Source organism: Nocardia sp. NPDC004340, from assembly GCF_053602575.1.
Map to the genome: position 1 here is coordinate 939,112 of NZ_JBSGDW010000002.1, position 24,755 is coordinate 963,866.

Annotated in this window: 26 protein-coding genes; 15 read left to right on the plus strand and 11 right to left on the minus strand. The window is 69.3% G+C overall.

Annotated elements, in window-relative coordinates; all coding sequences use genetic code 11:
- Positions 1-44: 44 nt before the first annotated feature.
- Positions 45-257, minus strand: coding sequence for a hypothetical protein (locus ACWEOI_RS11740; RefSeq protein ID WP_452359540.1), 213 nt, complete (start codon positions 255-257; stop codon positions 45-47).
- A complete protein-coding gene (locus ACWEOI_RS11745; RefSeq protein WP_452359541.1) occupies positions 254-688 on the minus strand; it encodes a hypothetical protein in 435 nt (144 codons plus the stop codon). Before ACWEOI_RS11745 ends, ACWEOI_RS11740 begins: the two co-directional genes overlap by 4 nt.
- 279 nt (positions 689-967) lie before the next feature.
- On the opposite strand from ACWEOI_RS11745, the gene ACWEOI_RS11750 reads away from it, so the two are divergent.
- From ACWEOI_RS11750 to ACWEOI_RS11760, 3 genes are all read left to right on the plus strand, one after another.
- Positions 968-3,580: a tetratricopeptide repeat protein gene (locus tag ACWEOI_RS11750; protein ID WP_452359542.1), complete on the plus strand. Its 2,613-nt coding sequence runs from the start codon at positions 968-970 to the stop codon at positions 3,578-3,580.
- A 121-nt stretch (positions 3,581-3,701) separates the two neighbouring features.
- The gene (locus tag ACWEOI_RS11755) at positions 3,702-4,346 is read left to right on the plus strand and encodes an NTP transferase domain-containing protein (protein WP_433668884.1); all 645 of its coding nucleotides are present in this window, start codon (positions 3,702-3,704) and stop codon (positions 4,344-4,346) included.
- 13 nt (positions 4,347-4,359) lie between these two features.
- Positions 4,360-5,385 carry an XdhC family protein gene (locus ACWEOI_RS11760; RefSeq protein WP_433668886.1) on the plus strand — a complete coding sequence of 342 codons (1,026 nt, stop codon included), beginning with the start codon at positions 4,360-4,362 and terminating at the stop codon, positions 5,383-5,385.
- A gap of 13 nt (positions 5,386-5,398) precedes the next feature.
- Here ACWEOI_RS11760 and ACWEOI_RS11765 read toward each other — a convergent pair whose 3' ends face one another.
- The 6 genes from ACWEOI_RS11765 to ACWEOI_RS11790 form a co-directional block, all read right to left on the minus strand.
- A complete protein-coding gene (locus tag ACWEOI_RS11765; protein WP_452359543.1) occupies positions 5,399-6,499 on the minus strand; it encodes an ABC transporter substrate-binding protein in 1,101 nt (366 codons plus the stop codon).
- Positions 6,500-6,578: 79 nt separating this feature from the next.
- Positions 6,579-7,382, minus strand: coding sequence for an ABC transporter permease subunit (locus ACWEOI_RS11770; RefSeq protein WP_433668890.1), 804 nt, complete (start codon positions 7,380-7,382; stop codon positions 6,579-6,581).
- Positions 7,382-8,134, minus strand: coding sequence for an ABC transporter permease (locus tag ACWEOI_RS11775; protein ID WP_452359544.1), 753 nt, complete (start codon positions 8,132-8,134; stop codon positions 7,382-7,384). The genes ACWEOI_RS11770 and ACWEOI_RS11775 overlap by 1 nt, the downstream gene beginning before the upstream one ends.
- Positions 8,131-8,934 (minus strand): ATP-binding cassette domain-containing protein, encoded by an 804-nt coding sequence (locus ACWEOI_RS11780; RefSeq protein ID WP_433668894.1) that lies wholly within the window; start codon positions 8,932-8,934, stop codon positions 8,131-8,133. The genes ACWEOI_RS11775 and ACWEOI_RS11780 overlap by 4 nt, the downstream gene beginning before the upstream one ends.
- Positions 8,935-9,019: 85 nt before the next feature.
- Complete coding sequence (locus ACWEOI_RS11785) at positions 9,020-9,373, minus strand: hypothetical protein (protein ID WP_433668896.1); 354 nt, start codon at positions 9,371-9,373, stop codon at positions 9,020-9,022.
- A 138-nt stretch (positions 9,374-9,511) separates the two neighbouring features.
- Complete coding sequence (locus ACWEOI_RS11790; protein ID WP_433668898.1) at positions 9,512-10,477, minus strand: hexose kinase; 966 nt, start codon at positions 10,475-10,477, stop codon at positions 9,512-9,514.
- Positions 10,478-10,560: 83 nt separating this feature from the next.
- On the opposite strand from ACWEOI_RS11790, the gene ACWEOI_RS11795 reads away from it, so the two are divergent.
- Positions 10,561-11,001 carry a DUF4254 domain-containing protein gene (locus tag ACWEOI_RS11795; RefSeq protein ID WP_379274079.1) on the plus strand — a complete coding sequence of 147 codons (441 nt, stop codon included), beginning with the start codon at positions 10,561-10,563 and terminating at the stop codon, positions 10,999-11,001.
- 289 nt (positions 11,002-11,290) lie between these two features.
- Here the strand turns inward: ACWEOI_RS11795 and ACWEOI_RS11800 are convergent, their stop codons facing one another.
- On the minus strand, positions 11,291-12,808 hold the full coding sequence (locus ACWEOI_RS11800) for an ATP-dependent DNA ligase (RefSeq protein ID WP_452359545.1): 1,518 nt from the start codon (positions 12,806-12,808) through the stop codon (positions 11,291-11,293).
- 105 nt (positions 12,809-12,913) lie between these two features.
- On the opposite strand from ACWEOI_RS11800, the gene ramB reads away from it, so the two are divergent.
- The 8 genes from ramB to ACWEOI_RS11840 all read left to right on the plus strand — a co-directional run bounded on the left by ramB (position 12,914) and on the right by ACWEOI_RS11840 (position 20,916).
- Entirely contained in the window at positions 12,914-14,323 is a 1,410-nt protein-coding gene (gene ramB / locus ACWEOI_RS11805; RefSeq protein ID WP_433668901.1) for an acetate metabolism transcriptional regulator RamB, read from the plus strand.
- Positions 14,324-14,667: 344 nt separating this feature from the next.
- Positions 14,668-15,903 (plus strand): urea ABC transporter substrate-binding protein, encoded by a 1,236-nt coding sequence (gene urtA, locus ACWEOI_RS11810; protein WP_452359587.1) that lies wholly within the window; start codon positions 14,668-14,670, stop codon positions 15,901-15,903.
- Positions 15,904-16,007: 104 nt separating this feature from the next.
- Positions 16,008-16,892, plus strand: coding sequence for an urea ABC transporter permease subunit UrtB (urtB, locus tag ACWEOI_RS11815; RefSeq protein WP_452359546.1), 885 nt, complete (start codon positions 16,008-16,010; stop codon positions 16,890-16,892).
- Complete coding sequence (gene urtC, locus ACWEOI_RS11820) at positions 16,889-17,998, plus strand: urea ABC transporter permease subunit UrtC (protein ID WP_433668905.1); 1,110 nt, start codon at positions 16,889-16,891, stop codon at positions 17,996-17,998. The genes urtB and urtC overlap by 4 nt, the downstream gene beginning before the upstream one ends.
- Positions 17,998-18,816, plus strand: coding sequence for an urea ABC transporter ATP-binding protein UrtD (urtD, locus tag ACWEOI_RS11825; RefSeq protein WP_433668907.1), 819 nt, complete (start codon positions 17,998-18,000; stop codon positions 18,814-18,816). The genes urtC and urtD overlap by 1 nt, the downstream gene beginning before the upstream one ends.
- Positions 18,800-19,492, plus strand: coding sequence for an urea ABC transporter ATP-binding subunit UrtE (urtE, locus tag ACWEOI_RS11830; RefSeq protein WP_357090809.1), 693 nt, complete (start codon positions 18,800-18,802; stop codon positions 19,490-19,492). Before urtD ends, urtE begins: the two co-directional genes overlap by 17 nt.
- A gap of 12 nt (positions 19,493-19,504) precedes the next feature.
- Complete coding sequence (locus ACWEOI_RS11835; RefSeq protein ID WP_433668910.1) at positions 19,505-20,263, plus strand: GntR family transcriptional regulator; 759 nt, start codon at positions 19,505-19,507, stop codon at positions 20,261-20,263.
- A gap of 113 nt (positions 20,264-20,376) precedes the next feature.
- On the plus strand, positions 20,377-20,916 hold the full coding sequence (locus tag ACWEOI_RS11840; protein ID WP_433668912.1) for a carboxymuconolactone decarboxylase family protein: 540 nt from the start codon (positions 20,377-20,379) through the stop codon (positions 20,914-20,916).
- A gap of 9 nt (positions 20,917-20,925) precedes the next feature.
- Here the strand turns inward: ACWEOI_RS11840 and ACWEOI_RS11845 are convergent, their stop codons facing one another.
- Together ACWEOI_RS11845 and ACWEOI_RS11850 are read right to left on the minus strand one after the other, a co-directional pair.
- The gene (locus ACWEOI_RS11845; RefSeq protein ID WP_433668914.1) at positions 20,926-21,582 is read right to left on the minus strand and encodes a GNAT family N-acetyltransferase; all 657 of its coding nucleotides are present in this window, start codon (positions 21,580-21,582) and stop codon (positions 20,926-20,928) included.
- A 110-nt stretch (positions 21,583-21,692) separates the two neighbouring features.
- Positions 21,693-22,472 (minus strand): TetR/AcrR family transcriptional regulator C-terminal domain-containing protein, encoded by a 780-nt coding sequence (locus tag ACWEOI_RS11850; RefSeq protein ID WP_452359547.1) that lies wholly within the window; start codon positions 22,470-22,472, stop codon positions 21,693-21,695.
- A gap of 123 nt (positions 22,473-22,595) precedes the next feature.
- Here ACWEOI_RS11850 and ACWEOI_RS11855 point away from each other — a divergent pair, with 123 nt between their 5' ends.
- The 3 genes from ACWEOI_RS11855 to ACWEOI_RS11865 all read left to right on the plus strand — a co-directional run bounded on the left by ACWEOI_RS11855 (position 22,596) and on the right by ACWEOI_RS11865 (position 24,653).
- A complete protein-coding gene (locus ACWEOI_RS11855) occupies positions 22,596-22,973 on the plus strand; it encodes a VOC family protein (RefSeq protein ID WP_452359548.1) in 378 nt (125 codons plus the stop codon).
- 82 nt (positions 22,974-23,055) lie between these two features.
- Positions 23,056-23,409 (plus strand): YciI family protein, encoded by a 354-nt coding sequence (locus ACWEOI_RS11860; protein ID WP_379274101.1) that lies wholly within the window; start codon positions 23,056-23,058, stop codon positions 23,407-23,409.
- A gap of 29 nt (positions 23,410-23,438) precedes the next feature.
- The gene (locus ACWEOI_RS11865) at positions 23,439-24,653 is read left to right on the plus strand and encodes an RNA polymerase sigma factor (RefSeq protein WP_452359549.1); all 1,215 of its coding nucleotides are present in this window, start codon (positions 23,439-23,441) and stop codon (positions 24,651-24,653) included.
- The last annotated feature ends 102 nt before the right edge of the window (positions 24,654-24,755 follow it).

Sequence of the window (24,755 nt, forward strand, 5' to 3'; positions counted from 1 at the left end):
GCACCGAATCCGGTGCGGGGCCTCGCGTTTCCGGCGGACACCCCTCAGCCCGTCGACGGCTCGACGAGCGCCACGGGTGGTGGGGTGGGCGGCGGGCCGGGCTCGGTGGAGACCCGGGTCCCGCAGCTGGTCGACACCACGAGCATGACCGTGACGGCGAACGCCAGCACCGCGGCGCAGCCGATGGCGAACCACCCGGCATGGATCCGGCGCGGGAACGGCACGTACATGCCGAGCCCGCCGACGTGGATGATCATCGGATCGCCTCCCGCCCCGCGCGATTCCGGACACCGGTGGCCAGCTCGCGGGATCCTGGGGAACAGGGATGGCATCGCTCGATCGGCCGTCGCGCCCGTGCTTCGTCCTCCTCGCGCGGCTCCGGCTCCCCTCCGTCGCCGGTGTCGCGCAGGGCGAGCAGGCACATGGCCTCTGTGAGGCCGAGCCCGATCAGCGCGGCGTGCAGGCTCGCGGCGTCCGCGTCGAATTCCCCTGTGGGCCCGGAAAACCCGAGCAGGATCAGCTCTGCGAGCCGGACACCCGCCAGGGCTTGCGCCCTGGTCAGTCGCCGCGTCATGGGCAGGTACGAGAGCACCCACCGTCCCCGTCCCGGCTCGGGCACATCCACCCGGAACGCCACCTCGTGAGCGACGTCCGAGGTGATCAGCCACTCGTTTTCCCATACCGCCATACCGATCCTCCGTTCCACTCGGACCCGCCCCGTCCCGGCATTGCCCGACGCTTCCATTGGACCGTCCGCGAGCCGCCGTCCCCGTACCGCGATGTCCCGCCGTTTCTTCCCGGCCCGAACCGGCTCCGACCTGCGCCGAGAGCGGGCCCGGACCCGGAAGTTTCCCGCCCGGCCCCGGATTTCTTCGCTACCGTCGATAGCGAATACAGCTGTCCGCCAAGCGAATACGCCCGGATCTCCGATTGCCGGGCGATGGCGGGCGGTCGAGGAGGTGCCCCGATGGAGTCGACCGCCGCTTCCTCGCAGGAGATCGCCCGGCTCGGCCGTTCGCTGCGGGCGCTCGGATTGAGCGAGCAGACTTTGGTGGAGCCGCTGGCCGTCGAGCTGATGCGGCGGGGGCTGCGGCCGCGGACGGCGTGGCGCAAGGCCAACGGCCTCAATCAGCGGCAGGCGGCGGAACGCTTCAATCAGCTTGCGCCCCTGGTGGATCCGGACGGCCATCGGGAGCCGCGGATGAAGAACAGCCGGCTGTGCGAGATCGAGAAGTGGCCCGCCCGCACACCGGAGGGGTACGGCTATCGGGCGCCCGCGCTGCACACGCTGGAGTTGCTCGCGCTGGTGTACAACACCACCTGGGACCGGCTGGTCGACATCGAGGATCTGGCGCACCTGTCGCCGGGCGATCGCCGCGCCTACCAGTCCGCGCGAGAACGCCTGGGGCTGAACCGGACCGGCGCCGGGCAGCTGTACGTTCCCACAGGGGATTCGACGACCTTCATCGGCCGCCGCCACCCCATGGAGGAGATGCGCCGCCGGGTGGACCTGCACTTCCTGGGCGACTCCCGCGCGCAGTTGATCACGGGTGTAGCCGGGGTCGGTAAGACCGCCTTCACCCGGCAGCTGGTCGCCAAGTTCGCCGACCGCTTCCCGGACGGCGCGGTGTGGCTGGGGATGCGCAGTCACGATCGGGAGGCGGGCGCGACCAGCGCGTCCCGGCTGCTGGCGGCGGGCCTGAGTCAGCTGGGGGTGCGGCCGCCGCTGCGGGCCGATCAGGGCCGGTTGGCGCAGCTGTGGCGGCGGGAGACCGCGGGGCGGCGGCTTCTCGTGGTGTTCGACGATGTGCTGGAGAGCAAGCAGATCCGGCCGCTGCTGCCGCAGTCGCCGAGCTGCTTCGTGGTGATCACGAGCCGGCGTCCGCTGACCGGCATGGTGCGGGTCAATCAGCTGGAGCTGGAGCCGCTGGGCCCGGACGAGGCCGAGGAGATGCTGGCCACGCTGGGCAATCTGGGCGCGGGCTACGACTCCGTGGCGGCTCGCCGGATCGTGGAGGTGGCGGGCGGGCTGCCGCTGCCGATCCGCTTGGTCGCGGGCCGGATCAGCCGCCGGCCGGGACTGTTGGCGGACCTGCGTGACGACCTCGACGCCCTGAGCACCCTGGTGACCCTGCCCGCGACCGGGCCGAGCGTGGGTATGTGCCCCGCGGAGCTGATCCTCGACAAGTTCTCCGCCGAGGACGAGTCCATGCGTGATGCCTTCGCCCTCTCGTACGCCCGGCTCCGCGACGAGGAGGCGCGGCGCGCGGTGCGGCTGCTCGGCTGGTTCCCGAGTTCGACGGTGTCCTCCGATGATTTCGCGGCCATGGCGCAGGCCGAGGACTCGGCCGCGAAACGCCTGCTGCAGCGGGTCTTCGAGGACGGGATGATCGATCAGCTCGCCAGCCGTCCGGGTCATCAGCGGTATCGGATGCACAATCTGCTCCACCTCTACGCCCGCTGCCGCGCCGACGCGGAGAGCCTGCCCGGCGAGCACGGGGCCGCGCTGGGCCGCCTGCTCGGGCACTATCTGGAGACGGCGAGCGGTATCGGCAAACCGCGCCCCTTCGACACCGTGCATCCACACGCGGGCCGCGACTTCCGCAATCCGAACATGGCCGTCATGCAGGCCCGGCTGTGGTTCGAGGAGCGGCTGGGCACCATGCTGGCGTGCGCCCGCACCGCCGAACGCACCTCGGACACCGCGCGGTTCGCCGATTTACTGGCCGGGCAGCTCGCCACCCTGGGCTATCTGGCCGAGAGCCGCAGCATGTTCGAGCTCGCCACCTCGATCAATCACGCCATCGGCGACCGGACCGCCGAATGCGACGCCTGGTACGGCCTCGGTCACCTGCTCAATACGGTGCGCGAATACTCCAGGGCCGCGCTCTGTTTCGAGCATGCCCGCCGGCTGGCCGAGGACATCGGCGATCATGCCCGCACCGCCCGCGCCCTGCTCTGGCATGCCGCCGCGCTGCGGCACCAGGATCGCCGCGATGCCGCCCGCGACGCGGTCCGGCAGGTCCTGCGCATCGCGCATTCGCTCGATGACCTGCATCTGGAGTGCGACGCTCTGCGCGAGCTCGGCCATATCGAGCGGCTCAGCGAGCGCTACGCCGCGGGCGACGAGTACTACCACCGGGCGCACGCCATCGCCCGGCGGATCGGGGACGGCTACTGCGAGGGCTGGTCGGTGTGGGGGCTGGGCGGGATCGCGGGTCTGCGCGGCGACCTGGACGAAGCCTGGACGCTGTTCGAGGAGGCGTACCGGATCAGCAAGGAGATCCCGGACACCCTGCTCCAGATCGACACCCTGCGCGGCTTCGGCCACATCCACCGCAATCGCGGCGAATTCGATTCCGCCCGTATCAAATACGAGGAATCGCGCGCCCTCACCCGCGGTATGTCCGACGCGGGCGGTGAGGCGGCCGCGTGGTGGGCGCTCGGCGAACTCGAACGCCGCGCCGACAACCCGGCCCTGGCGCAGGTCTATCTCGAGAAGGCCCGCACCCTCTGCGAGGGCATCGATCCCGCCCGCCTGCTGAAGGTCCAGCAGACGCTGACCGCGCTCGGCGCGTGACGGTGTGGCCCGTCGATCCGGCCCGCACCGTCCCATCTGGTCCGATGTGCGGCGGGCCGGTCGGGCTACCCTTCTGGTCACTTGGCCAGCGAACCCGCGCGGGCGGGATTACCCTGCTCGCGTGAGTCCCGAACGCTGCGATGGAATTCTGCTCGCGGCCGGTGCCGGTCGGCGATATGGCATGCCGAAAGTGCTGGCCGAGGGTGGCGCGTGGCTGCGCGGGGCGGTGCGGGCGCTGCGGGACGGCGGCTGCGAACGGACCGTCGTGGTGCTGGGCGCGACCGGACCCGCGTATCGGGCGGCGGACGGGGGTTGGCTGGTGTCGCAAACCTCGGGCATAGCGATTCCCGAAGGCGTGCAACCCATTTGGGCCGAGGACTGGGACCTCGGACTGAGCGCGTCGACCCGTGCGGGCCTGGCCGCGGCGGCCGCGCCCGGGATCGCCACACGCTCCTCGGCGACCGCTCCCGCCGAGTTCGTGGCCATCATGCCGGTGGATACACCGGACGTCGGCCCCGAGGTGGTGGCGCGGGTGATCGCGGCGGCGCGGGCGAGCGAGAGCCGGGTGGCGCGCGCGTTCTTCGGGTCGGTTCCGGGTCATCCGGTGGTGCTGGGGCGCGCGCACTGGGCGGGGGTCCGCGCGAGCGCGGAGGGAAATTCAGGGGCGGGCACTTATTTACGAGAACGAGCGGATATGGTGTGCGTCACGTGCGATGACCTCGCTACGGGGATCGATCGGGATTATCCGGCGGGCAGCGCACTGTGAGCGGGAGCATGTGATGCGGGAAATCATCGACGACCTTCTTCGGGTGTGGCACAGCGGGCGGACCGGAGGATTGGCCACTCTCGTTCGGGCACAGGGCGCGACGCCGGTGCCGATCGGTTCGGCCATGGTGGTGGACGCCGACGGCCGGGCCTTCGGATCCATCTCGGCGGGCTGCGCCGAGGCCGCCGCGTACGAGGCGGCCGCGGAGTCGGCGCGCACCGGCCGGCGCGGGCTGCAGCGGTTCGGTCCGGGCAGCGGCCTGGACGCCCAGATGGACTGCGTCGGCACCCTCGACGTCTTCACGGAACCGTTCTCGCGCAGGCACTTTCCGGAATTCCCGGATATCGCGGCGGATATCGACGCGCAGCGTCAGGTCACCCTGTTCACCGTGGTCTGGCATTCCGATCCGGACGTGATCGGGCAGCACCTCATCACCGACCGCAAGCACGGCACCGAGCTGGTCTCGCTCCCCGACTCCGACGTGTTCGTGTCCTCGTTCGCCCGCCCGCCGCATCTGATCCTGGTGGGGGCCAATGCTTTCGCGAGCGCGCTGGCCACTCAGGCCCGGATGCTCGGCTACCGGATCACCATCGTCGACGCCCGCCCGACCTTCGCCAACTCGACCGCCTATCCCGGCTGCGAGGTGGTGGTCGACTGGCCGCACCGCTATCTCAACACCCTGGCCTCGGCCGGTGAGATCGATCGCGAGACCGCCATGGTGGTGCTCTCGCACGACCCGAAGTTCGAAATCCCTTTGCTCACCGTCGCTTTGCGACTACCCGAGCTGGGGTATCTGGCCGCCCTGGGTACCCCGGCGTCACACGGGCATCGGCTGGAGGCCCTGCAGGCGGGTGGTTTCAGCGACGAGACCCTCGCCCGCCTGCACTCCCCGGCGGGCCTGGACGTGGGGGCGCGCACCCCGGCCGAGACCGCCGTCTCGATCACCGCGGAACTGCTGGCGGTCCGCAACGGCCGGTCGGCCGAGCCGCTGTCCACCTCGCCGGGTGGGGGCCGGCGGCACGTGCAACTGGCGCGCTGACCCCCGGTCCCGTCTACTGCTTCAATTCCGGGTGCTCGGCGAACATCTCCTTCAGCACCGACAGGTCGAACAGCTGCTCGGCCTTGATGTCGATCTTGGACTTGCCGAGCGCCGCGATGTTCTGCGCGATGAGCTCGTCGGTCATGGTGAACAGGCCGTTGGCCTTGGTGTTCGCGGACACCACCAGATCGTTCTGCGCCATCGCCTCGAGCGACTGTTCCTTCAGTTCCAGCCGCTGGTCCTTGCCGTACACCTCGACGGCCAGCCGCGCCGCCTCGCCGGGATTGGCGACGGCGTCCTTCCAGCCCTTCACCTCCGCCATCAGGAACGCCTTGAGCTTGTCGCGCTCGGTGTCGATGGTCTTCTGATGCACGGTCAGCGTCTCCGCGACCAGCGGCAGCCCGAAGTCGGCGAACAGGAAGTTGATGTTCTGGAATCCCTTGGAAGCCAAGGTGATCGGCTCGTTGGTGGCGTAGCTGACCCAGCCGTCCACCTCGCCGTTGGCCAGCGGCGTCGGATCGTATTGCGCGGGCACCACGGTGACGTCGCCCGGCGACATGTTGTTGGCGGCGAGCAGCGCGTTGAAGATGAGCTGATTGGTGTCCTGCACCCCGATCTTGCGGCCCTTCATGTCCTGCGGGCTGCGGATCGGCTTGTTCGCGGCGCTCACGATGCAGAAGGGGTTCTTCTGATACGTGGTGCCGACGATCTTGGCGGGCAGACCCTCCAGAACGGCGGGCGCGGTGGTCTGCGGCGCGGACATGCCGATCCAGATCTTGCCGGTGCCGAGCCCGGCCTCCACCGAGGTGCTGGCCGCGCCGCCCGCGATCAGATTCACCGACCCGAATCCGGCGTCCTTGAAATAGCCCTTGGAATCGGCGAAATACTCCCCCGCGAATTCGATGTTCTTCAGCCAGGACAACTGCACCGCCACGGTCCCGAACTTGGAACCGTCGGCGATACTGCCGTTCCCGCCGCCCGACGAGTCCTTTCCGCAGGCGGCGAGCACCCCGGCCGCGCTCACCGCCGCACCGGCCAACCCGGCGTAGCGGAAGAAGGAGCGACGGCCCATGGACAACTGCGCGGCCGGAACCGGCCGGAACAAACCACTCATGCGGCGAATGTAGGCCGTTTCGATTTCCGATTTTTTGCTTTGGCCAACGTATTTGTATGCGCCGCGTTAACTCGTGTGCTCAATCCCGTCCGGCGCGCGGCGAGAAGCGGGCCAGCACCAGGTTCTCCAAGACGCCGACCACCGCGTAGGCCACCACCGACACCACCGTGACCAGCGCGATCGAGGCCCACAACCGGTTGTACTGGAACGTGGGTATCGCGCGAATCAGACCCGCGCCCAAACCTGTTCCGCTGCCCAGCCATTCGCCGAGCAGTGCCCCGATGAGCGCGCCCGGCACCGAGATTCGCGCCGCCGCGAACACCGACGGCAGCGCGGCGGGCAGGGCCACCATGCGCAGCGCCGTCCAATGCGAACCCCCGTAGGCCACCACGAGTTCGGTGGCCTGCCGGGGCGCGGACCGCAAGCCGGTCATGATCATCACCAGCGCTGGGAAGAACACCACGATCGCCGCCATGACGGTCACACCCAGCAGCCCGCGGCCGAACACCAGCACGATGATCGGGGTGATCGCGACCAGCGGCACCGACCGCAGCAGCATGGCCACCGGCATGAACGCCTGCGCCACCGCCGGGACGCCCACGAACACCGCGGCCACCAGCAGCGCCGCGCCCATCCCGGAACCGAACCCGATCGTCGCGTCCCGCAGCGTGATCCGCAGTTCGCCGAAGATGATCCTGCGGGCGGACTCGGAGGTGGGCCCGGTGACCAGGTACCGCCACACCTCACCCGGACTCTTGCCGACCAGCCCGACCTGCGGATACAGCTTCAGGAAGCCGTACCACAGCGCCACCAGCAGGATCAGCGAAACCAGCAGCGGCAGCAGGAATCTGCCTATCGGCCGAAGCATGTTCAGGGTTCTCATCACGCCTCCGCTCGCGTCCACGGCACCGCGATCCGGGCCACCAGCGCCACGAGGGCATAGCCGAGTCCGGCCAGCGCGGCCGCGGCCAGCGCCATGCCCCAGGTGCGCGGCACGTTGTAGGCGGTCTGCGCGGCGGTCAGCGCCACCCCGATGCCGCTGTCCACGCCGCCCAGGTACTCGCCGATGATCGCGCCCAGCACCGCGGACGGCGCGGCGATCTTCAAGGCCGCCAAGGTGTTCGGCAGCGCCGCGATCAGCTGCACCCGCCACAGTCGCTGCCAGCGCCCGCCGCCGTAGGCGCGCACCAGGTCCAGTCCGGTCGGATCGGCCGACCGCAGGCCCGACACCGTCCCGACCATGGTGGTGAAGAAGCAGTACATGGCCGCCAGGAACACCGTGGGCGTGCGGCCGCCGAACACCACCAGGATGATCGGCCCCAGCGCCAGCAGCGGCGTGCAGTAGCTGAGGATGGCCAGCTGGGTGACCAGCATTTCGATCGGCGGGATCAGCACCACCAGTACCGCGAGCGCGATGGCCAGCCCGTTCCCCCACGCGAAGCCCTGCAGCGCGCCCCACGCGGTGATCCGGAAGTTCGGCCCGTAGAGCGCCCAGCCGTCGGTGTACATGGTGCGCAGCACGATCCACGGGCTGGGCACCGTGCCGCCCGCGACGCGGAGCTCGGCCAGCAGGGTCCACAGCAGGAGCAGCGCGAGAATGCCCGCCGCGCCGCCGATTCGGGACAGGCGGTTCATTCCGTCGCCACCCCTCCGTGCCCGCTGCGCCCGAACAGCAGCTCCGACAGGTAGTCGTGCAGCTTGTGGAATTCGGGGGTGCGCATCATCTCCGGGGTACGGGGCCGCGGCAGATCGATCTCGACGATCTCCACCACCCGGCCCGGCCGCGGGCTCATCACCGCCACCACGTCGGAGAGGAAGACGGCCTCGGCGATGCCGTGCGTGACCATCAGGGTGGTGGCGGGCTTCTCGGTCCAGATGCGCAGCAGTTCCAGGTTCAGCCGCTGCCGGGTCATGTCGTCGAGCGCGCCGAACGGTTCGTCGAGCAGCAGGATGGTCGGCTTCACCACCAGCGCGCGGGCGATCGAAACCCGTTGCCGCATACCGCCGGACAGCTGCGCGGGCTTGCTCTTCTCGAAGCCCTCCAGCCCGACCAGCGCGATCAGGTCCGCGATCAGCTCCTTGTCCACCGGCAGGCCCGCCACCTGCAACGGCAGCTTGATATTGGATTCCACACTGCGCCACGGCAACAGCGCCGAATCCTGGAAGGCGATCCCGAACTGATGCCGCCGCCGCAGCTCGGCCGGGGTCTCGCCATTGATCCGCGCCGTCCCCGCCGACGGCGACTCCAGATCCGCGAGAATCCGCAGGATCGTGGACTTGCCGCAGCCCGAGGGCCCCAGCAGCGACAGGAACGCGCCCTGTTCGGTGTGCAGATCCACCGCGTCCAGCGCGGCCACCGTCCGCCGCCCCGACCGGAAGGTCTTGCTCAGCCCGCTGATGTGAATGCCCGTCCCCGCGGCCACTTCCGAACTCATAGGGCCACGGTAGGTGCCCGCAATTGCGGGCGGATTGCGAATGAACAGACGAGATGACCGACTTGTTACGGTGCGGCCGGATCGCTCACCAGAAGCTCGACGGCTCGAACCAGTCGCGCGCCTCGCGGCGGAACAGCAGCACGATCACCGCCAGCGACACCAGCGGACCCAGCGGACCCGGCGGCCGCCCGTCCAGAATCGACGGCACCGTCCAGAACATGTTCAGCACCGCCACCAGGATCGCGCCGACCCGGATCGCCTGGCCCTCGGAATGGAAGGTCAACCCCATCAGCCCGAGCAGCAGCGCCGGGACGAACGGCACCCCCGTCGCGATGGCCGCCGTCGAACCCATCAACCAGCCCGAGGCCGCCACGCACAGCACACCCAGCCCACCCATGCCCACGGCGAGCACCTGCGCCGCGCGCACCACCCGCGGCATCCGATATCCATTCCCGACACCCGACCCTTGATCGGGTTGAGTCTCCAGGTCCGACACTCCCCCAACGTAACCCCGAGCCATCTCCCGATCGGGCCACCACGCCGCCGGGTCTGTTTTCCCCCGCGGGCTCGCTGCGGCCTACGGGCGGACCGCGACCGTCTCCAGTTCCCGCACCCGCACGGTGGGCAGCAGCCGGTCCCGCAGCACCCGATCGATCTCGCCCGCGACCGGGATCACCACCGCCGCGGCCGAGGTGGCGACCGCGTCGGCGAGCAGCGCCGGCCAATCGGGAGCGGGCTCGGCGGCCAGCGCCGCGATGATGGCCGCCACCGCCGCGTCCCCCGCCCCGGTGGGGTTGCCCGCCAGCGGCTTCGGCAGTGCGGCCGTCCAGGCCCGGGTCGGGGTCACCGCCACCATGCCGTCGCCGCCGCGGGTCACCACCACCGCGCCCACACCGTCCGCGATCAGGGGTTCCACGGTCGCCAGGATCTCCGGGACGGTGCCCGCCGGGCGGCCGGTCAGCCGTTCCAGCTCCTCGACATTCGGCGTGAGCACGATGCCCGGCACCCGCGCCGCCAATTCCAGTGTCTGACCGTCACAATCGCAGACCGTGGGCACGCCCCGGGCGATGGCGGTGCGGGCCAGCTCCGCGGGCAGCCCCGCACTCACCCCGCCCGGCAGCGACCCGGAGATGACCAGTCCGCTCATGTCCGACAGCAGCCCCGCCACCCGCACCCGCAACTGATCCACCGCGCGCGGCTCGGTGACCCGCGGCCCCGGCTCCCACAGCGCGGTCGCGGTGCCGTCGTCGGACTCGCTGATCACCACGGTGCGCCGCACCCACGGCAGCGCGTGCACGAAGTCCACCGGCATCTCGAGTTCCGCCGCGGCCGCGAAGGAGTGATCCGAGAACCCGGTGGCGCGGGCGTACTTGCCGAGCTGGTTGAGCACCCGCGTGACATTGATGCCACGCCCGCCCAGCCGCTGGTCCACCGAGTGCACCCGATGCGCGCGACCACGCTCGAAATGCTCCACCCGGTAGGTCATGTCGTAGGCGGGGTTCATGGTCACGGTGACGATCACCCCACCATCACGGCACGTCACGGCACCGGATGCAACCCCTGGAAGGCAATGTGGCACCGAATGTCGTTGCCGTTCGGAGACATTCGAGGGGCAGGATGTCGGCCGTGCATTCGCTCCCGCCGAAACACCTCCTGCTGCAAGCCTGCCGCGGCCTGCCCCCCGACGACCATCCGGTACTGCGCTGCGCCGGATTACTCGCGGACCTGCACGAGCGGCGACTCACCTCCGCCGACGGCACCCACCGCATCGACCACGACCGGGCCCGGCTGGTGCACGATATCGACTGCTGGGTGGCGGCCGAGATGCCCAAGGCCGCCCGCGACGCGCACCTGCACACCGAGACCGTCGGCACCGTGGTGGACCGGCTGGCCCAGTTCTCCGCGCTGGCCTACCTGTCCCTCGCCATGTCGCCCGACGCCGCCACGCTCGACGCCGCCCAGCGACTCACCGAATTGGCCATCGCCTACGAGGATCTCGCGGGCGAACTCGCGGCGGGCCGCCGCCGGCTACCGAACCTCACCGGCACCCACGACTACGAATCCTGACCACCGCGAGACATGACCGCGGCCGGCGGTGCCCGGCGAGGGGGCGGGGCACCACCGGCCACACAGGTGGACCATGCGCAATCCACCGTCGAGCCGGCGGATGGCACGGGGCGTGCAGGGAATTCCGCGTGGGAGATGCGGTGGCAGTTCCTGCGACGACCCGTCACCTGACAACCGTCCGCCGAAGCTCGACCACCGAATCGTGCGATACGAATCTCGGAGCGACCCCGGTTTCAGCTGTGAATCCCCTGTGAGAGGACCGAAGCGCGGAAGGTTTAGGGAAAAGCCCCTATTTCGCCCCGGGTAGCAGGGCCCGAATGGTGTCGATGGTGTCGGCCTGGTGGGGTTCCTTGTCGGGGCGATAACGAACGACCCGGGCGAAGCGGAGGGCGACTCCACCGGAATAGCGGGGGCTGGTCTGCACTCCGTCCAACGCGATCTCGACCACCAGTTCCGGATGGAGATAGACGGTATTCGCGTCGCGATCGCGTTCGTGGCGCGGGAATTCACCGGTCTGCCAGTGCAGCAGGGCATCGGTGAGGCCCTTGAACGTCTTGCCGACCATGATCGGCGGCCCGCCCTGCGGATCCCGCGCGCCCAGATGGAGATTCGACAGATAACCGGTGCGGCGACCGTATCCCCATTCCGCGCCCAGCACGATCAGGTCGAGGGTGTGGGTAGGTTTGATCTTCTGCCAGGCCCGCCCGCGACGGCCCGCCGCATAGGGGGCGTCGAGAGATTTGATCATGATGCCTTCGTGCCCCGCGGCGAGCGCACCGTCGAAATACTCGGCGGCACGCTCGGGATCGGGGGCGATGAGCGCCGGGATGCCGAGACCCCCGGCCACCTCGGTGAGCGCCCGACGGCGATCCCGCAACGGCGCGTCGAGCAGATCCTCCCCGTTCAGATGCAGGCAGTCGAAGAAATACGGGTGCAGCAGCAGTTCCTGCGCGACGGCCGCGCCGAAGCGGCTCATGGTCTCCTGGAACGGCCGCGGCCGCCCGGAATCATTGAGCGCCAGGGTTTCTCCGTCGAGCACCACACTGGTGCAATCCAATTTCCGCACCAGTTCCACCAATTCGGGAACGCTCGCGGTGATCTCACGCAGGGTTCGGGTGAACACCCACACCCGGTCGCCGTCGCGGTGCACCTGGATGCGCGCGCCGTCCATCTTGTGCTCGACGCTGACCTGCCCGTCGAATTCGGCCACCGCCTCCTCGAGGCTGGCGCCGGGCGAGGCCAGCATGGGCTGGATGGCCCGCCCGACCCGGAGCCGGAACGCCTCCAGGGCCGCCGCGCCGCCGGTGCGGGCGGCGACCGCGGTGACCGGCAGCTGCCCGGACAGCATGTGCGCCCGCCGGACGGCGGCGATCGGCACGTCGAAGGCGACGGCCACGGCTTCGGCGACGATGGCGGTCAGCGCCCCCTGCCGCATCTCCCCGGTGAGCAAGCGGATCAGGAAGTCGTGCTCGTCGCGGGTGGCGGCCCCGAACAGGGTGGCCAGCAGCTCCTGGCGCCGGGCGGCCGACCCGGAGCCGCTCACCCCGGAAAGCCGCTCGAAGAAGTTGTCCACAGTTTCCACGGCCAGGGTGGGGACGGTCGCGGACTCCACCTCGAGCCCGGTCAGCGTCCGCCATCCGGTGCCGATCCGACCCTGGGTCAGCTCGCCGGACAGCCACGCCACGACCTGCGCCAACTCCCCCGCCTCGGCTCGTTTCAGCAGCTCGGCGAAGATATTGATCTTGTTCTTGCGGGACGATGTCGCCCGCACGGCAGCTGACGCTTCGACCACTTCGGACAAGAGCATTTCCCGACGGTATCTCGGGCTACCGACATCGGTGTGATGCACAGCTCAGCGGGTCTGCTAATCCTGCGATTGGCAGGGATGTGAATTCGCCAATAAACTGGGCGCATGGCCAAGACTTACGTCGGAGCGCGGCTGCGGCAGCTGCGCACCGAGCGCGGTTTGAGTCAGGTCTCGCTGGCCAAGAAGCTCGAGATCTCGGCTAGCTATCTCAATCAGATCGAACACGACGTGCGCCCGCTCACCGTACCGGTATTGCTGCGCATCAGCGAAGTCTTCGGCGTCGACGCCGGCTTCTTCTCCTCCCAGGACGACACCCGGCTCATCGCCGAACTCCAGGAGGTCGTGATGGATCAGGAACTCGGGGTGGAGGCCGACGCGCAGGAGATCGCCGAAATGGTGTCCGCGCATCCGGGTCTGGCGCGCGCCATGGTGAACATGCACCGCCGCTATCGGAACACCACCGCCCAGCTGGCCGCGGCCACCGAGGACCGGTTCGCCGACGGCAGCGGTTCGGCCGCCATCTCGAAACCGCACGAGGAAGTCCGCGACTACTTCTATCAGCGCCAGAACTACATTCACGAATTGGACACCGCCGCTGAGGAACTCACGCATCGCATGCGTTTCCACGGCGGCGATCTGAAACGTGAGATCCCGCGCCGCCTCGCCGACGCCCACGGCGTCCAGATCGTCGAACGCATCGACCTCGGCGACGGCGTCCTGCACCGCTTCGATCCGATCGCCCGCCGCCTCGAAATCGCCCCCCATCTCTCCGGCGGCCAGCGCGTCTTCAAACTCGCCGCCGAACTCGGCTATCTGGAATGCGGCGACCTCATCGAAAAGCTGGTGGCCGAGGGCAATTTCTCCAGCCAGGAGTCGATCGTGCTGGCGAAATTGGGCCTGGCCAACTATTTCGCGGCCGCGACCGTCCTGCCGTACACCCATTTCCACGAGGTGGCCGAGGACTTCCGCTACGACATCGAACGCCTGTCGGCCTTCTTCACGCAGAGCTACGAGACCATCTGCCACCGCCTGTCCACCCTGCAGCGCCCCAAACTCCGCGGCGTCCCGTTCTCCTTCGTCCGCGTGGACCGCGCCGGCAACATGTCGAAACGCCAGTCCGCGACCGGCTTCCACTTCTCCTCCAGCGGCGGCACCTGCCCCCTGTGGAACGTCTACGAGACCTTCGCCTACCCCGCGAAGATCATGACCCAGATCGCCCAGATGCCCGACGGCCGCAAATACCTCTGGGTGGCCCGCACCGTGGAACGCCGCGCCACCCGCTACGGCGAACCCGGCAAAACCTTCGCTATCGGCCTCGGCTGCGAACTCCGCCACGCCGGCCGCACCGTCTACGCCGACGGCCTGGACCTCAACGAGCCCAAGGCAACTCCGATCGGCGCGGGCTGCCGAGTCTGCGAACGCTCCAACTGCCCCCAGCGCGCTTTCCCACCCCTCGGCAAATCCCTGGACATCAGCGAGCACCGAAGCTCCATCTCGCCGTACATCATTCAGTAGAGCCGCCGCGGCGAAGCTGCCTCACCGCTCACATCGCGCCGGTGCCAGCTGTCAAAACACTCGGACAGACGCCCAAAATACGGCCTGATCTGCACCGATGCTTCACCCGCACGATCCGAATCATGCTGCGGTGAGCAGAATTTCACGCCCGGGCAACATCGGAAATCGGACATTAATCGAGAGTCATTCCGGCGCAACACTTCACGTTTACCTTTCGTTCCACGAATACAGCCGCTGTATACGCGGCGGTATTCGGAAGCGGCGCAGCCGACGTCGCCGAACACGTGAACCGAAGGATCCGCCCCATGCACGACTCTTCCCGCCGGGACAGGGCTTCCCGCCTGATGAAGGCGATCACCATTCCGACCGCGTTGGCGCTGTCCGCCGTCATGGTCGCCGGTTGTGGATCGCGCGACAGCGACACCGCGTCCGGATCCAATGCCAAGTCCTGCGTGGACACCTCGAAGGACACCATCAAGATCGGTTCGCTGCATTCGCTGACCGGCACCATGGCGATCAGTGAGGTCACCGTCGCCAATGCCACCAAGCTGGCGGTGGATCAGATCAACGCGGCGGGCGGCGTACTCGGCAAGAAGATCGAGGTGGTGCTCGAGGACGGCGCGTCGGACCCGAAGACCTTCGCCGAGAAGGCCGAGAAGCTGGTCAGCTCCGACTGTGTCGCCGCGGTGTTCGGCGGCTGGACCTCCGCGTCCCGCAAAGCCATGAAGCCCAAGTTCGAATCGCTGAACTCGCTGCTCTACTACCCGGTTCAGTACGAGGGCCTCGAGGACTCGAAGAACATCTTCTACACCGGCGCCACCACCAACCAGCAGATCATCCCCGCGCTGGACTACCTGAAGCAGAAGGGCGTCACCTCCCTCTACCTGGTGGGTTCGGACTACGTGTTCCCGCAGACCGCCAACCGCGAGATCAAGGCCTACGCCAAGGCCAACGGCATCGAGATCAAGGGCGAGGACTACGCGCCGCTGGGCTCCACCGATTTCTCCACAATCGTCAACAAGGTGCGCAGCGCCAAGGCGGGCGCGGTGTTCAACACCCTCAACGGCGACTCCAATGTGGCCTTCTTCCGCGAGTACGCGAACGCGGGCCTGAAAGCCGCCGAGATGCCGGTGGTCTCGGTGTCCATCGCCGAGGAAGAGGTCGGCGGCGTCGGCGTGCAGAACGTCGCGGGCCAGCTGACCGCCTGGAACTACTACCAGACCGTCGACACCCCGCAGAACAAGGCGTTCGTCTCGGCGTACAAGGCCGCCTTCGGCGCCACCAAGCCCACCTCCGACCCGATGGAGGCCGCCTACACCTCGGTCTTCCTGTGGAAGAACACCGTCGAGAAGGCGAAGTCGTTCGCGGTGGCCGACATTCAGCAGGCCGCCGACGGTGTCAGCTTCGACGCCCCGGAGGGCACCGTCACCATCGACGGGTCCAACCACCACATCACCAAGACCGCCCGCATCGGCGAGATCCGCCCCGACGGGCTCATCTACACCGTGTGGGACTCGGGCAAGGCCATCGCGCCGGACCCGTACCTGAAGAACTACGACTGGGCCAAGGGCCTCAAGTAACTCCCGGCGGCCGCCGATGAGGGGCGGCTGGTGCGGTGCGCCACCCCGCGCGCCGCACCAGCCGTACGGCGTTCTCCACCAATAGAACTCACGAGGTATCTCACATGGACGTCGCTGTCGGACAGCTGTTCACGGGTCTGAGCCTGGGCTCGATCCTGCTGCTCGCCGCGCTGGGCCTGTCACTGACCTTCGGTCAGATGGGCGTCATCAATATGGCGCACGGCGAATTCATCATGGCCGGGTGTTACACCACTTACGTTGTGGAGCAACTCATCTCGGCGACCGGCGTGGCGCTGATCGTGTCACTGTTCGTCGGTTTCCTGGTCGGCGGTCTGCTGGGCGCCGCCCTGGAAATGGGGCTCATCCGCTGGATGTACGACCGCCCGCTGGACACCCTGCTGGTCACCTTCGGTGTCGGGCTGGTGTTGCAGCAGGCGGTGCGCGACATCTTCGGCGCCCCCGCCAAGAACGTGGTCGCGCCCGAATGGCTGACCGGCGGCATCGGGATCGCGGGCACCGTGGTGCCCAAGACCCGCATCTTCATCATGGTGCTGGCCGTGGTGGCGGTGATCGCGCTGGCCACCGCGCTCAAGACGACCCCGTTGGGCCGGCGCATCCGGGCGGTGGTGCAGAACCGCAGCCTGGCCGAAACCTCCGGCGTCTCTTCCCGCCTCACCGACGTCAGCACGTTCTTCATCGGGTCGGGACTGGCTGCCGTGGCCGGTGTCGCCCTGACCCTGATCGGCTCCACCAGCCCCACCATCGGGCAGTCGTATCTGGTGGACGCGTTCCTGGTGGTCGTGATCGGCGGCCTGGGACAGATCAAGGGCACCGTGATCGCGGCCTTCGGCATGGGGCTGCTGAATTCGTTCATCGAGTACTCGACCACGGCGACGGTCGCCAAGGTGATCGTCTTCATCGTGGTCGTGATCTTCCTGCAGGTCCGCCCGCAGGGTCTGTTCACCGTCCGGACGAGGAGTCTGGCATGACAACCATCCAGCGCCTGAGCGCCAACTCTTCGCTGAAAGCCCTGGGCGGCTTCGCCATCGCCGCCATCGTCCTGTTCGGACTCGCGCCCGCGCTGCTCAGCGATTTCCGGCTGAGCCTGCTCGCCAAGTTCCTGTGCTTCGCCATCGTCGCGGTCGGCATCGGCCTGGCGTGGGGCCGGGGCGGCATGCTCACCCTCGGCCAGGGCGTGTTCTTCGGGCTGGGCGCGTACATCATGGCCATGCACCTGCAGATGGCCGACGCCGCCAAGGCGCACGAGGACGTGCCGGAGTTCATGGTCATCGCCGGCGTGCCCGAACTGCCGTCGTACTGGCGGCCTTTCGAGTCCGCGCCGGTGGCGATCCTGGCCATTCTGGTGCTTCCGGCCGCCATGGCCGCGGTGCTCGGTTTCGGCGTGTTCAAGCGCCGGGTCAAGGGCGCGTACTTCGCCATCCTGAGCCAGGCGCTGGCCGCGGCGCTGGCGATCCTGCTCACCGGGCAGCAGACCATCGGCGGTTTCACCGGGCTCAGCGACTTCCGGTCGTTCTTCGGTTTCCGCCTGGACGATCCGGTGAACCGGCGCATGCTGTTCTTCATCGCGGCGGGCACCCTGCTCGTGGTGGTGGCGGTGGCGCGCCAGCTCATGCGCAGCCGGTACGGCGAACTCCTCGTCGCGGTGCGGGATCAGGAGGAGCGGGTCCGCTTCCTGGGCTACGACCCGGCCAATATCAAGATCGTCGCCTATGTGGTGGCCGCGTTCTTCGCGGGCATCGCGGGCGCGCTGTTCACCCCGATCGTCGGGATCATCTCCCCCGCCGACATCGGCGTGGTCCCGTCCATCGCGTTCCTGATCGGCGTCGCCATCGGCGGCCGCACCACCCTGCTCGGGCCGGTGCTGGGCGCGATCGGCGTGGCCTGGGCGCAGACCACGTTCTCGGAGAACTTCCCCTCGGCGTGGACCTACTTCCAGGGTGCGCTGTTCATCGTGGTGGTCGGTTTCATTCCGGCCGGGCTGGCCGGATTCGGGCCCATGGCAAAGCAATTGCTCCAGCGTGTGCGGCCCGCCGCCAAGTTGGCGGCACCGATCGAGGCGGCGGTGGAAGCCTGATGGGCGAGTATCTCGAAGTCAGCAAGCTGTCGGTCAGCTTCGACGGGTTCAAGGCCGTCTCCGAGGTCGACCTCACCGTCGTCTCCGGCGACCTGCGCTTCCTCATCGGACCCAATGGCGCGGGCAAGACCACCCTGATCGACGCCATGACCGGCCTCACCCCCGCCACCGGATCGGCCCGCAAGAGCGGCACCGAACTGATCGGCCGCAAGGTGCACCAGATCGCCCGCCTAGGCGTGGGCCGCACCTTCCAGACCGCGAGCGTGTTCGAGCAGCTCACCGTGCTGCAGAACCTCGACATCGCCGCGGGCGCGGGCCGTTCCGCGCTCACCCTGCTGCGCCGCCGCAAGGGCGTGCTGCCCGCCATCGAGGAGGCGCTCGAGACCATCGGCCTCACCGACCTGCGCGACCAACCCGCCGGGGTGCTCGCGCACGGGCAGAAGCAGTGGCTCGAGATCGGCATGCTGCTGGTGCAGAACGCGTCGGTGCTGCTGCTCGACGAACCCGTCGCGGGCATGAGCGCCGAGGAGCGCGAGGAGACCGGAAACCTGTTGCGCCGCATCGGCAAGGAGCGCGTGGTCATCGTGGTCGAACACGATATGGACTTCATGCGCGCCTTCGCCGACTCGGTGACGGTGCTGGCCGGCGGGCGCGTGCTCAGCGAGGGCAGCGTCGAAGCCGTGCAGGCCGACCCGAAGGTGCAGGAGGTCTACCTCGGCACCGCCGCGGCGGGCGAGCTGCCGCCCACCGCCGACCCGGAATCCGACCCCGAACCCGCCACCGACGCGAAGGAGGCCGCCGATGCTGGAACTCGTTGACCTACACACCGGCTACGGCCGCACCGAGGTGATCCACGGTGTGTCCCTGACGGTTCCGGCGAACGGCGTCGCCGCCATCATGGGCCACAACGGCGCCGGGAAGACCTCGCTGTTACGCGCGGCGGTCGGGCTGCTGCCCGCCAAGTCCGGGCGCATCCGCTTCGACGGCGAGGACATCACCGGCCTGTCGCCGTCGCGCCGGGTGAAACGCGGTCTCGCCTACGTCCCGCAGGGACAGCAGAGTTTTCCACAACTGTCCACAATGGAGAACCTGCAGGTGGTGGCCGACGGCCGGGCCAAGGGCAAGGAACTCATCGCCGAAGCCCTGGACCTGTTCCCGGCGTTGCGGGAACTGCTGACCCGCAAGGCCGGACTGCTCTCCGGCGGTCAGCGCCAGCAACTGGCCATCGCCCGCGCCCTCATCACCGAACCGAAGCTGCTGATCCTGGACGAGCCGACCGAGGGCATCCAGCCGTCGGTGGTCGCCGAGATCGAGCGCACCATCATCGATCTCACCGCCCGCGGCGGCCTGAGCGTGCTGCTGGTGGAACAGCACATCGGTTTCGCCCTGCAGGCCGCGCAGCAGTTCTACGTGCTGCGCTCGGGCCGCGTCACGTCCTCCGGGGAGGGCGGCGCGGGCGCGGAATCCGCGGTGCGCCTGGCCATGGCGATCTGATCGGACAGCGGCGTGAACGCGCGCAGGGGGCGCATTCCGTTGTCGGAGCGGGTCTACCGCGCGCTCCAGCAGGATCTCGCGGCCGGGGTGCTGGTGCCGACCGAGCGGCTCGGCGAGGAACGTCTCGCCGAGGCGTACGGCGTCTCCCGCACCCCGGTCCGGGAGGCGCTGGCCCGGCTGCTGTCCGACGGTCTGCTGGAACGCCACACCGACGGCCTGTACCCGTACCGGCCGCGGGTGGACGATCTGGGCGATCTGTACGAACTCCGGATCGTGCTGGAGGCCAGAGGAATCCAGCGGCTACAGACCACCGCGGCCGGACTCCCGGACTCGCTGGCCGCCGCCCCGCTCCGGACCCGGGTCCCCGACACCACCCGCACGCCCCTGGTCCTGGCCGAGGTGCGCCGCGAACTCGACTTCTGGCGCGACCTGCGCGACCACCCGCCCGCACCCGACGCGGAGCTCATCGCCGCCGACGAACGCTTCCACACCACGCTGCTCCTGGCCGCGGGCAATTCCGCGCTCGCCGACGCGCTCTCGGCCGTGCAGGCCCGCGTCCGCCCGGTCCGCGCCCTCGACATCCCGACCCCCGGCCGCATCGCCGCCATGGCCGAGGACCACATCGCCATCGCCGAACACCTGCTCGCCGATGACCTCGACGCCGCCCTGCGCGCCCTGCTGGCGCATCTGGCCAGCTCCCGCGCCCATGTGCTGACCCGCGCCCGCCGCGCCCTGGAGCTCACCCGGCTCGCCCGCGCGGTCCGCGAGTGACGCGCTCCCGCACCGGCTTCGCGGCCCGGTCGGAGCGCGGGGGCGGCCGCCGGGACGACGACTCCGGCCGCCACGGTCTGGCGAGTGGCCCAGACAGGGTGTTGACTGGACCCATGGTGTCGACGAAGCCACGCATCGCTCCCGGTCGTCTGCGGGAGCTCGGACCGGTCAACTGGGTTGTCTGGCAGGCGCTTTCCCGCGCCGCCGGGACGGACGACGCCCACCTGTTCAGCACCCTCGGCCGCACCGGCGGCCTGTTCCGCGGCTGGCTGCACTTCTCGGGGCGGCTCATGCCCGGCGGCAAACTGCGGCGCTACGAATCCGAACTGGTCATCCTCCGCGTCGCGCACCTGCGCGAATGCGAATACGAGACCGACCATCACATCCGGCTGGGACGGCGCGCGGGCGTCACCCCCGACATCCTGGACCGGCTGCGCGAGGGACCCGCCGCCGCGGGCTGGACCGACAAGGAACGCGCCCTGCTCACCGCCGTCGACCAGCTGGTCACCACCCGCGACCTCGACGACGCCACCTGGCAGGCGCTGGCCGCGCACTACGACGAGCAGCGGCTCATCGAGATCGTGCTGCTCACCAATCAGTACGAGGGCCTGGCCAGCACCATCACCGCGCTGCGCATCGAGACCGACCACTGACCGGAAGCGCTAGCGGCGCAGGCGGAAGACCGGCTGGGTGGCGGCCTCGTACGGGATGTCGCGCGGGAAGGCCGGTTCGGCGGGGCGGGCGGGCTGGACGCGGGCGTGCAGGTGCATATCGTGCCAGCCGTCGGTGTGCAGGCCCGCGCTGCGATTGATGCCCTCGAGGATGAAGCCGGATTTGCAGGCCACCCGGCAGGATTGGGCGTTGTGCACGGAATGGCGTAATTCGAGGCGGTGGAATCCGGCCACCTCGAAGGCCCAGCCGACCAGCGCCTCCACCGCCCGCGGCGCGATGCCGCGACCGCGGGCCGCCGGGATCACCCAGTACGCGACCTCCGCCTCGCCGTGCCACAGCTCCATGTGATGCAGTGAGGCGCGGCCCATCAGCCGACCGCTGCGGCTGTCCGCCACCGCCCAATTCGCCGCCGCGCCACTGCTCCACGACCGCCCCCACGAGTCCACCCAGTCCCCTGCCTCCTCCACGGTGTCGGCGGTGCGCACGTGCCAGCGGGCGATAGCTGGATCCTGGAATGCCGCGTACACCTCGGGGCCGTCGCGCCGCAACCACGGCCTCAGCACCAGTCCCTCCCCCACGGGAAGCACCGGCTGCACTGCCCTGGTGAAGGTTTCGGCGGCAACGACTGCCGGGGCCGATCGGGGCATAGCTGAAATTCTGCCGCCACCCGCCGCTCCGTGCGGCGAAATTTAGACCATCGTCCCGGTCGGTCTGTGCCAGGTTCGCGTAAGAGACAGGCGCGCCCAGGGGTTCCCGATCAGCGTTCGGGGTGCTCGATCAGGCCCGCCAGCCCGTCGAGGACCCGAGCGAGACCGAACTCGTAGGCGTGGTCCGCGCTGTAGGCGCTGTCGTGCGCTTGTCCGGCCGCCTCGCCGACCCGCGCCGCCAAGGGGTAGCGCTCGGCGTCGAACACCCGGGCCAGCAGCGGGGCCGCGCGCTCCCACCAATCATGGTCGGATTGCCCGCTTTCCGCGGCCGCCCCCGCGGTATCGATCGCAAGCTGCGCGGTGGAGGTCACGAACCCCAGCACGTACGTGAGCGCCGCGTCCATGTCGAGGTCGCCGAGGCCGAGGCCGTCGAAGGCCCGCAGTTCGTGGTCGTACTTCGCCGCCACGCCCGGCCCCAGCGGCGGGCGCGTGGTGGGCAGGTACGCCACCCACGGGTGCGCCGCGAGCATGGCGCGATTCTCGGCCGCGATCGTGGAAACCCGCTCCCGCCAGCCCATTCCGCCCAGGTCGTGGCGCTCCATGCGCTGGTAGACCGTGTCGAGCATGAGATCCAGCAGTTCCGCCTTGCCGGGCACATAGGTGTAGGTGGCCATGGGCGTGATGCCGAGCGCGGCCGCGACCGAGCGCATGGTCAGCGCGGCCAGACCCTGGGTGTCGGCGATCCCGATCGCGGCCGCGACGACGGCGTCCACGGTGGTGCGCTGTTTGGGCCCGCGCGCCGACCCGCCCGAGCCGGGCTCGCGCCAGAGCAGTTCCAGGGTTCGCACCGGGTCTCCCGCGCTGCTGCGTTCCCCGCCTTTCGCGGCCATTCGCGTCACCTCCGCCGCCGATCGTATCCATGTGATGGTCGTCACTTTGCATCCCGTCGGGAATTTGCGTACAAAGTACAGCGTACTTAGTACAGAGTTGATCGGCACCACCTAGGAGGACCCTTGAACGTCACCGCATCCGCGATCTCCCTGAACGTGCCCGACGAGACCGCCTCCGCCAGGTTCCTCATCGACCACTTCGGTTTCACCGAGAAGATGTCGGCCGACGGCTTCGTCAACCTGACCCGGCCCGACACCGGCTTCGACGTCATCTACCTGCGCACCGGCCTGGGCAGCTTCAAGCCGGACCGCATCGTGGGCAGCGCCGGCCAGGGTCTGCTGGTGGTCTTCGTGGTGGATGACATCGATGCCGAATACGCTCGCGTGCGGGGCGAGGGCGTGCCGATCGTGACGCCCATCGAGACCGAGCCGTGGGGCGAGCGCTACTTCCAGGCGCTGGACCCCAACGGCATCGTCATCCAGTTGGTGCAGTGGGTCTGAGCCGGATGTCGATTCCGACCCGCCCCGTTCGAGGAGTAGGCGAGGGTCGAACCACGATCCCCACACGAAGGAGGATTCGACTATGCGACACCTGGTGCTGATTCGCCTGGACCCCGCCCAGGCCCCCGACGGTCCCGGCGAGGACCTGATCGCGCGGGTCAACGAGATCATCGAGGAGATGACCAAGGCGGGGGTGCTGCTCGACACCGCGGGCCTGCGCCCGCCCGAGGAGGGCGCCCGGATCCGGCAGTCCGGCGGCACGCAGACCGTCATGGACGGTCCCTTCACCGAATCCAAGGAGATCATCGGCGGCTATCTGCTGCTGCAGACCCGGTCCAACGAGGAGGCCGCCGAATGGGCCTCCCGGTTCCTGCGCGTGCACGGACCCGAATGGGAGATCGAGGTCGAGGTGCGGCAGCTGGAAGGCCAGCACTGACTCCGCCGGAGGAGCGGGCGCGCCGGGCCGTGGAAGCGGCCTGGCGCATCGAATGGCCACGGCTGGTGGCGGGATTGACCCGCCTGGTCGGGGATATCGCCACCGCCGAGGAACTCGCGCAGGACGCCCACGTGGCGGCACTGGAACAGTGGCCGTCCGCGGGCGTCCCGCCGAATCCCGGCGGCTGGCTCATGCTCACCGCCAAACACCGCGCGGTGGACCGCATCCGGCGCGACGCGAATTTCGCCCGGAAGCTGGAACTGCTGGGCCGGGAGGCGATCACCGCGGAAGCGCCGGTGGGCGAACCGGACCCGGTGATCGCCGACGACCTGCTGCGCATGATCTTCACCGCCTGCCACCCGGTGCTCACACCCCCGGCGCGGGCGGCGCTCACCCTGCGCATGGTGGGCGGCCTGACCACCACCGAGATCGCGCGCGCCTACCTGGTCCCGGAATCGACCGTGGCGCAACGGATCGTGCGCGCCAAACGCACCATCGCCTCCAAGGGGATCCCCTTCGAGGTGCCCGAGGGCGCGGAGCTGACCGCGCGGCTGGACTCGGTGCTCGAAGTGATCTACCTGATCTTCAACGAGGGCTACGCGGCCACCTCCGGCGAACGCTGGGTGCGCGCCGAACTCTGCGAGGACGCGCTGCGCCTGGCCCGCATCCTCACCGGACTGCTGCCCGAGGAGCCGGAGGTACACGGCCTGACGGCCCTGCTGGAATTGCAGGCCTCGCGCACCACGGCCCGCAGCGATTCCGGCGGCGGCCCGATCCTGCTCCCCGATCAGGACCGTTCCCGCTGGAACCGCCTGTACATCGAACGCGGACTGGCCGCCCTCGCCCGCGCCCACACCCTGAACCGGACGCGGGAGCTCCCGCCCGGCCGCTACGCCCTGCAGGCCGCCATCGCCTCGGTGCACGCGGTGACCCCGGCCGCCGCCGACACCGATTGGCGGCGTATCGCCGGACTGTATGCCGTCCTCGCGCAACGATTTCCGTCACCGGTCGTGGAGTTGAACCGCGCGGTGGCGGTGGCGATGATGCACGGGCCCACGGCGGGCCTGGAGTTGATCGACGCGGTCGCAGCGGATCTGGACGGCTATCACCTGCTGCACGCGGTGCGCGGGGATCTGCTGGAACGGCTGGGCCGGACCGCCGAGGCGCGGGCGGCCTTCGAGCGCGCGGCCGAACTCACCGCCAATGACAGCGAGCGCGAACTGCTGCGCGAGCGGGCGCGCTGACCAGCGGGTCAGCGCTGATCAGGTAGTTCCCCGCGTGTCGCTCACCCGGACACCGAACTTCAGGGGCGTACGGTCGGTTTCTGATTGGAAGACAGATGGGGT

Bases quoted from the DNA above. Each gene is read 5' to 3' on its own strand.
- ACWEOI_RS11740 (WP_452359540.1), bottom strand. From the start codon at position 257: ATGATCATCCACGTCGGCGGGCTCGGCATGTACGTGCCGTTCCCGCGC.
- ACWEOI_RS11745 (WP_452359541.1), bottom strand. From the start codon at position 688: ATGGCGGTATGGGAAAACGAGTGGCTGATCACCTCGGACGTCGCTCAC.
- ACWEOI_RS11750 (WP_452359542.1), top strand. From the start codon at position 968: ATGGAGTCGACCGCCGCTTCCTCGCAGGAGATCGCCCGGCTCGGCCGT.
- ACWEOI_RS11760 (WP_433668886.1), top strand. From the start codon at position 4,360: ATGCGGGAAATCATCGACGACCTTCTTCGGGTGTGGCACAGCGGGCGG.
- ACWEOI_RS11765 (WP_452359543.1), bottom strand. From the start codon at position 6,499: ATGAGTGGTTTGTTCCGGCCGGTTCCGGCCGCGCAGTTGTCCATGGGC.
- ACWEOI_RS11770 (WP_433668890.1), bottom strand. From the start codon at position 7,382: ATGAGAACCCTGAACATGCTTCGGCCGATAGGCAGATTCCTGCTGCCG.
- ACWEOI_RS11775 (WP_452359544.1), bottom strand. From the start codon at position 8,134: ATGAACCGCCTGTCCCGAATCGGCGGCGCGGCGGGCATTCTCGCGCTG.
- ACWEOI_RS11780 (WP_433668894.1), bottom strand. From the start codon at position 8,934: ATGAGTTCGGAAGTGGCCGCGGGGACGGGCATTCACATCAGCGGGCTG.
- ACWEOI_RS11785 (WP_433668896.1), bottom strand. From the start codon at position 9,373: ATGCCGCGGGTGGTGCGCGCGGCGCAGGTGCTCGCCGTGGGCATGGGT.
- ACWEOI_RS11800 (WP_452359545.1), bottom strand. From the start codon at position 12,808: ATGCTCTTGTCCGAAGTGGTCGAAGCGTCAGCTGCCGTGCGGGCGACA.
- ramB (WP_433668901.1), top strand. From the start codon at position 12,914: ATGGCCAAGACTTACGTCGGAGCGCGGCTGCGGCAGCTGCGCACCGAG.
- urtA (WP_452359587.1), top strand. From the start codon at position 14,668: ATGAAGGCGATCACCATTCCGACCGCGTTGGCGCTGTCCGCCGTCATG.
- urtB (WP_452359546.1), top strand. From the start codon at position 16,008: ATGGACGTCGCTGTCGGACAGCTGTTCACGGGTCTGAGCCTGGGCTCG.
- urtC (WP_433668905.1), top strand. From the start codon at position 16,889: ATGACAACCATCCAGCGCCTGAGCGCCAACTCTTCGCTGAAAGCCCTG.
- urtD (WP_433668907.1), top strand. From the start codon at position 17,998: ATGGGCGAGTATCTCGAAGTCAGCAAGCTGTCGGTCAGCTTCGACGGG.
- urtE (WP_357090809.1), top strand. From the start codon at position 18,800: ATGCTGGAACTCGTTGACCTACACACCGGCTACGGCCGCACCGAGGTG.
- ACWEOI_RS11840 (WP_433668912.1), top strand. From the start codon at position 20,377: ATGGTGTCGACGAAGCCACGCATCGCTCCCGGTCGTCTGCGGGAGCTC.
- ACWEOI_RS11845 (WP_433668914.1), bottom strand. From the start codon at position 21,582: ATGCCCCGATCGGCCCCGGCAGTCGTTGCCGCCGAAACCTTCACCAGG.
- ACWEOI_RS11850 (WP_452359547.1), bottom strand. From the start codon at position 22,472: ATGGCCGCGAAAGGCGGGGAACGCAGCAGCGCGGGAGACCCGGTGCGA.
- ACWEOI_RS11860 (WP_379274101.1), top strand. From the start codon at position 23,056: ATGCGACACCTGGTGCTGATTCGCCTGGACCCCGCCCAGGCCCCCGAC.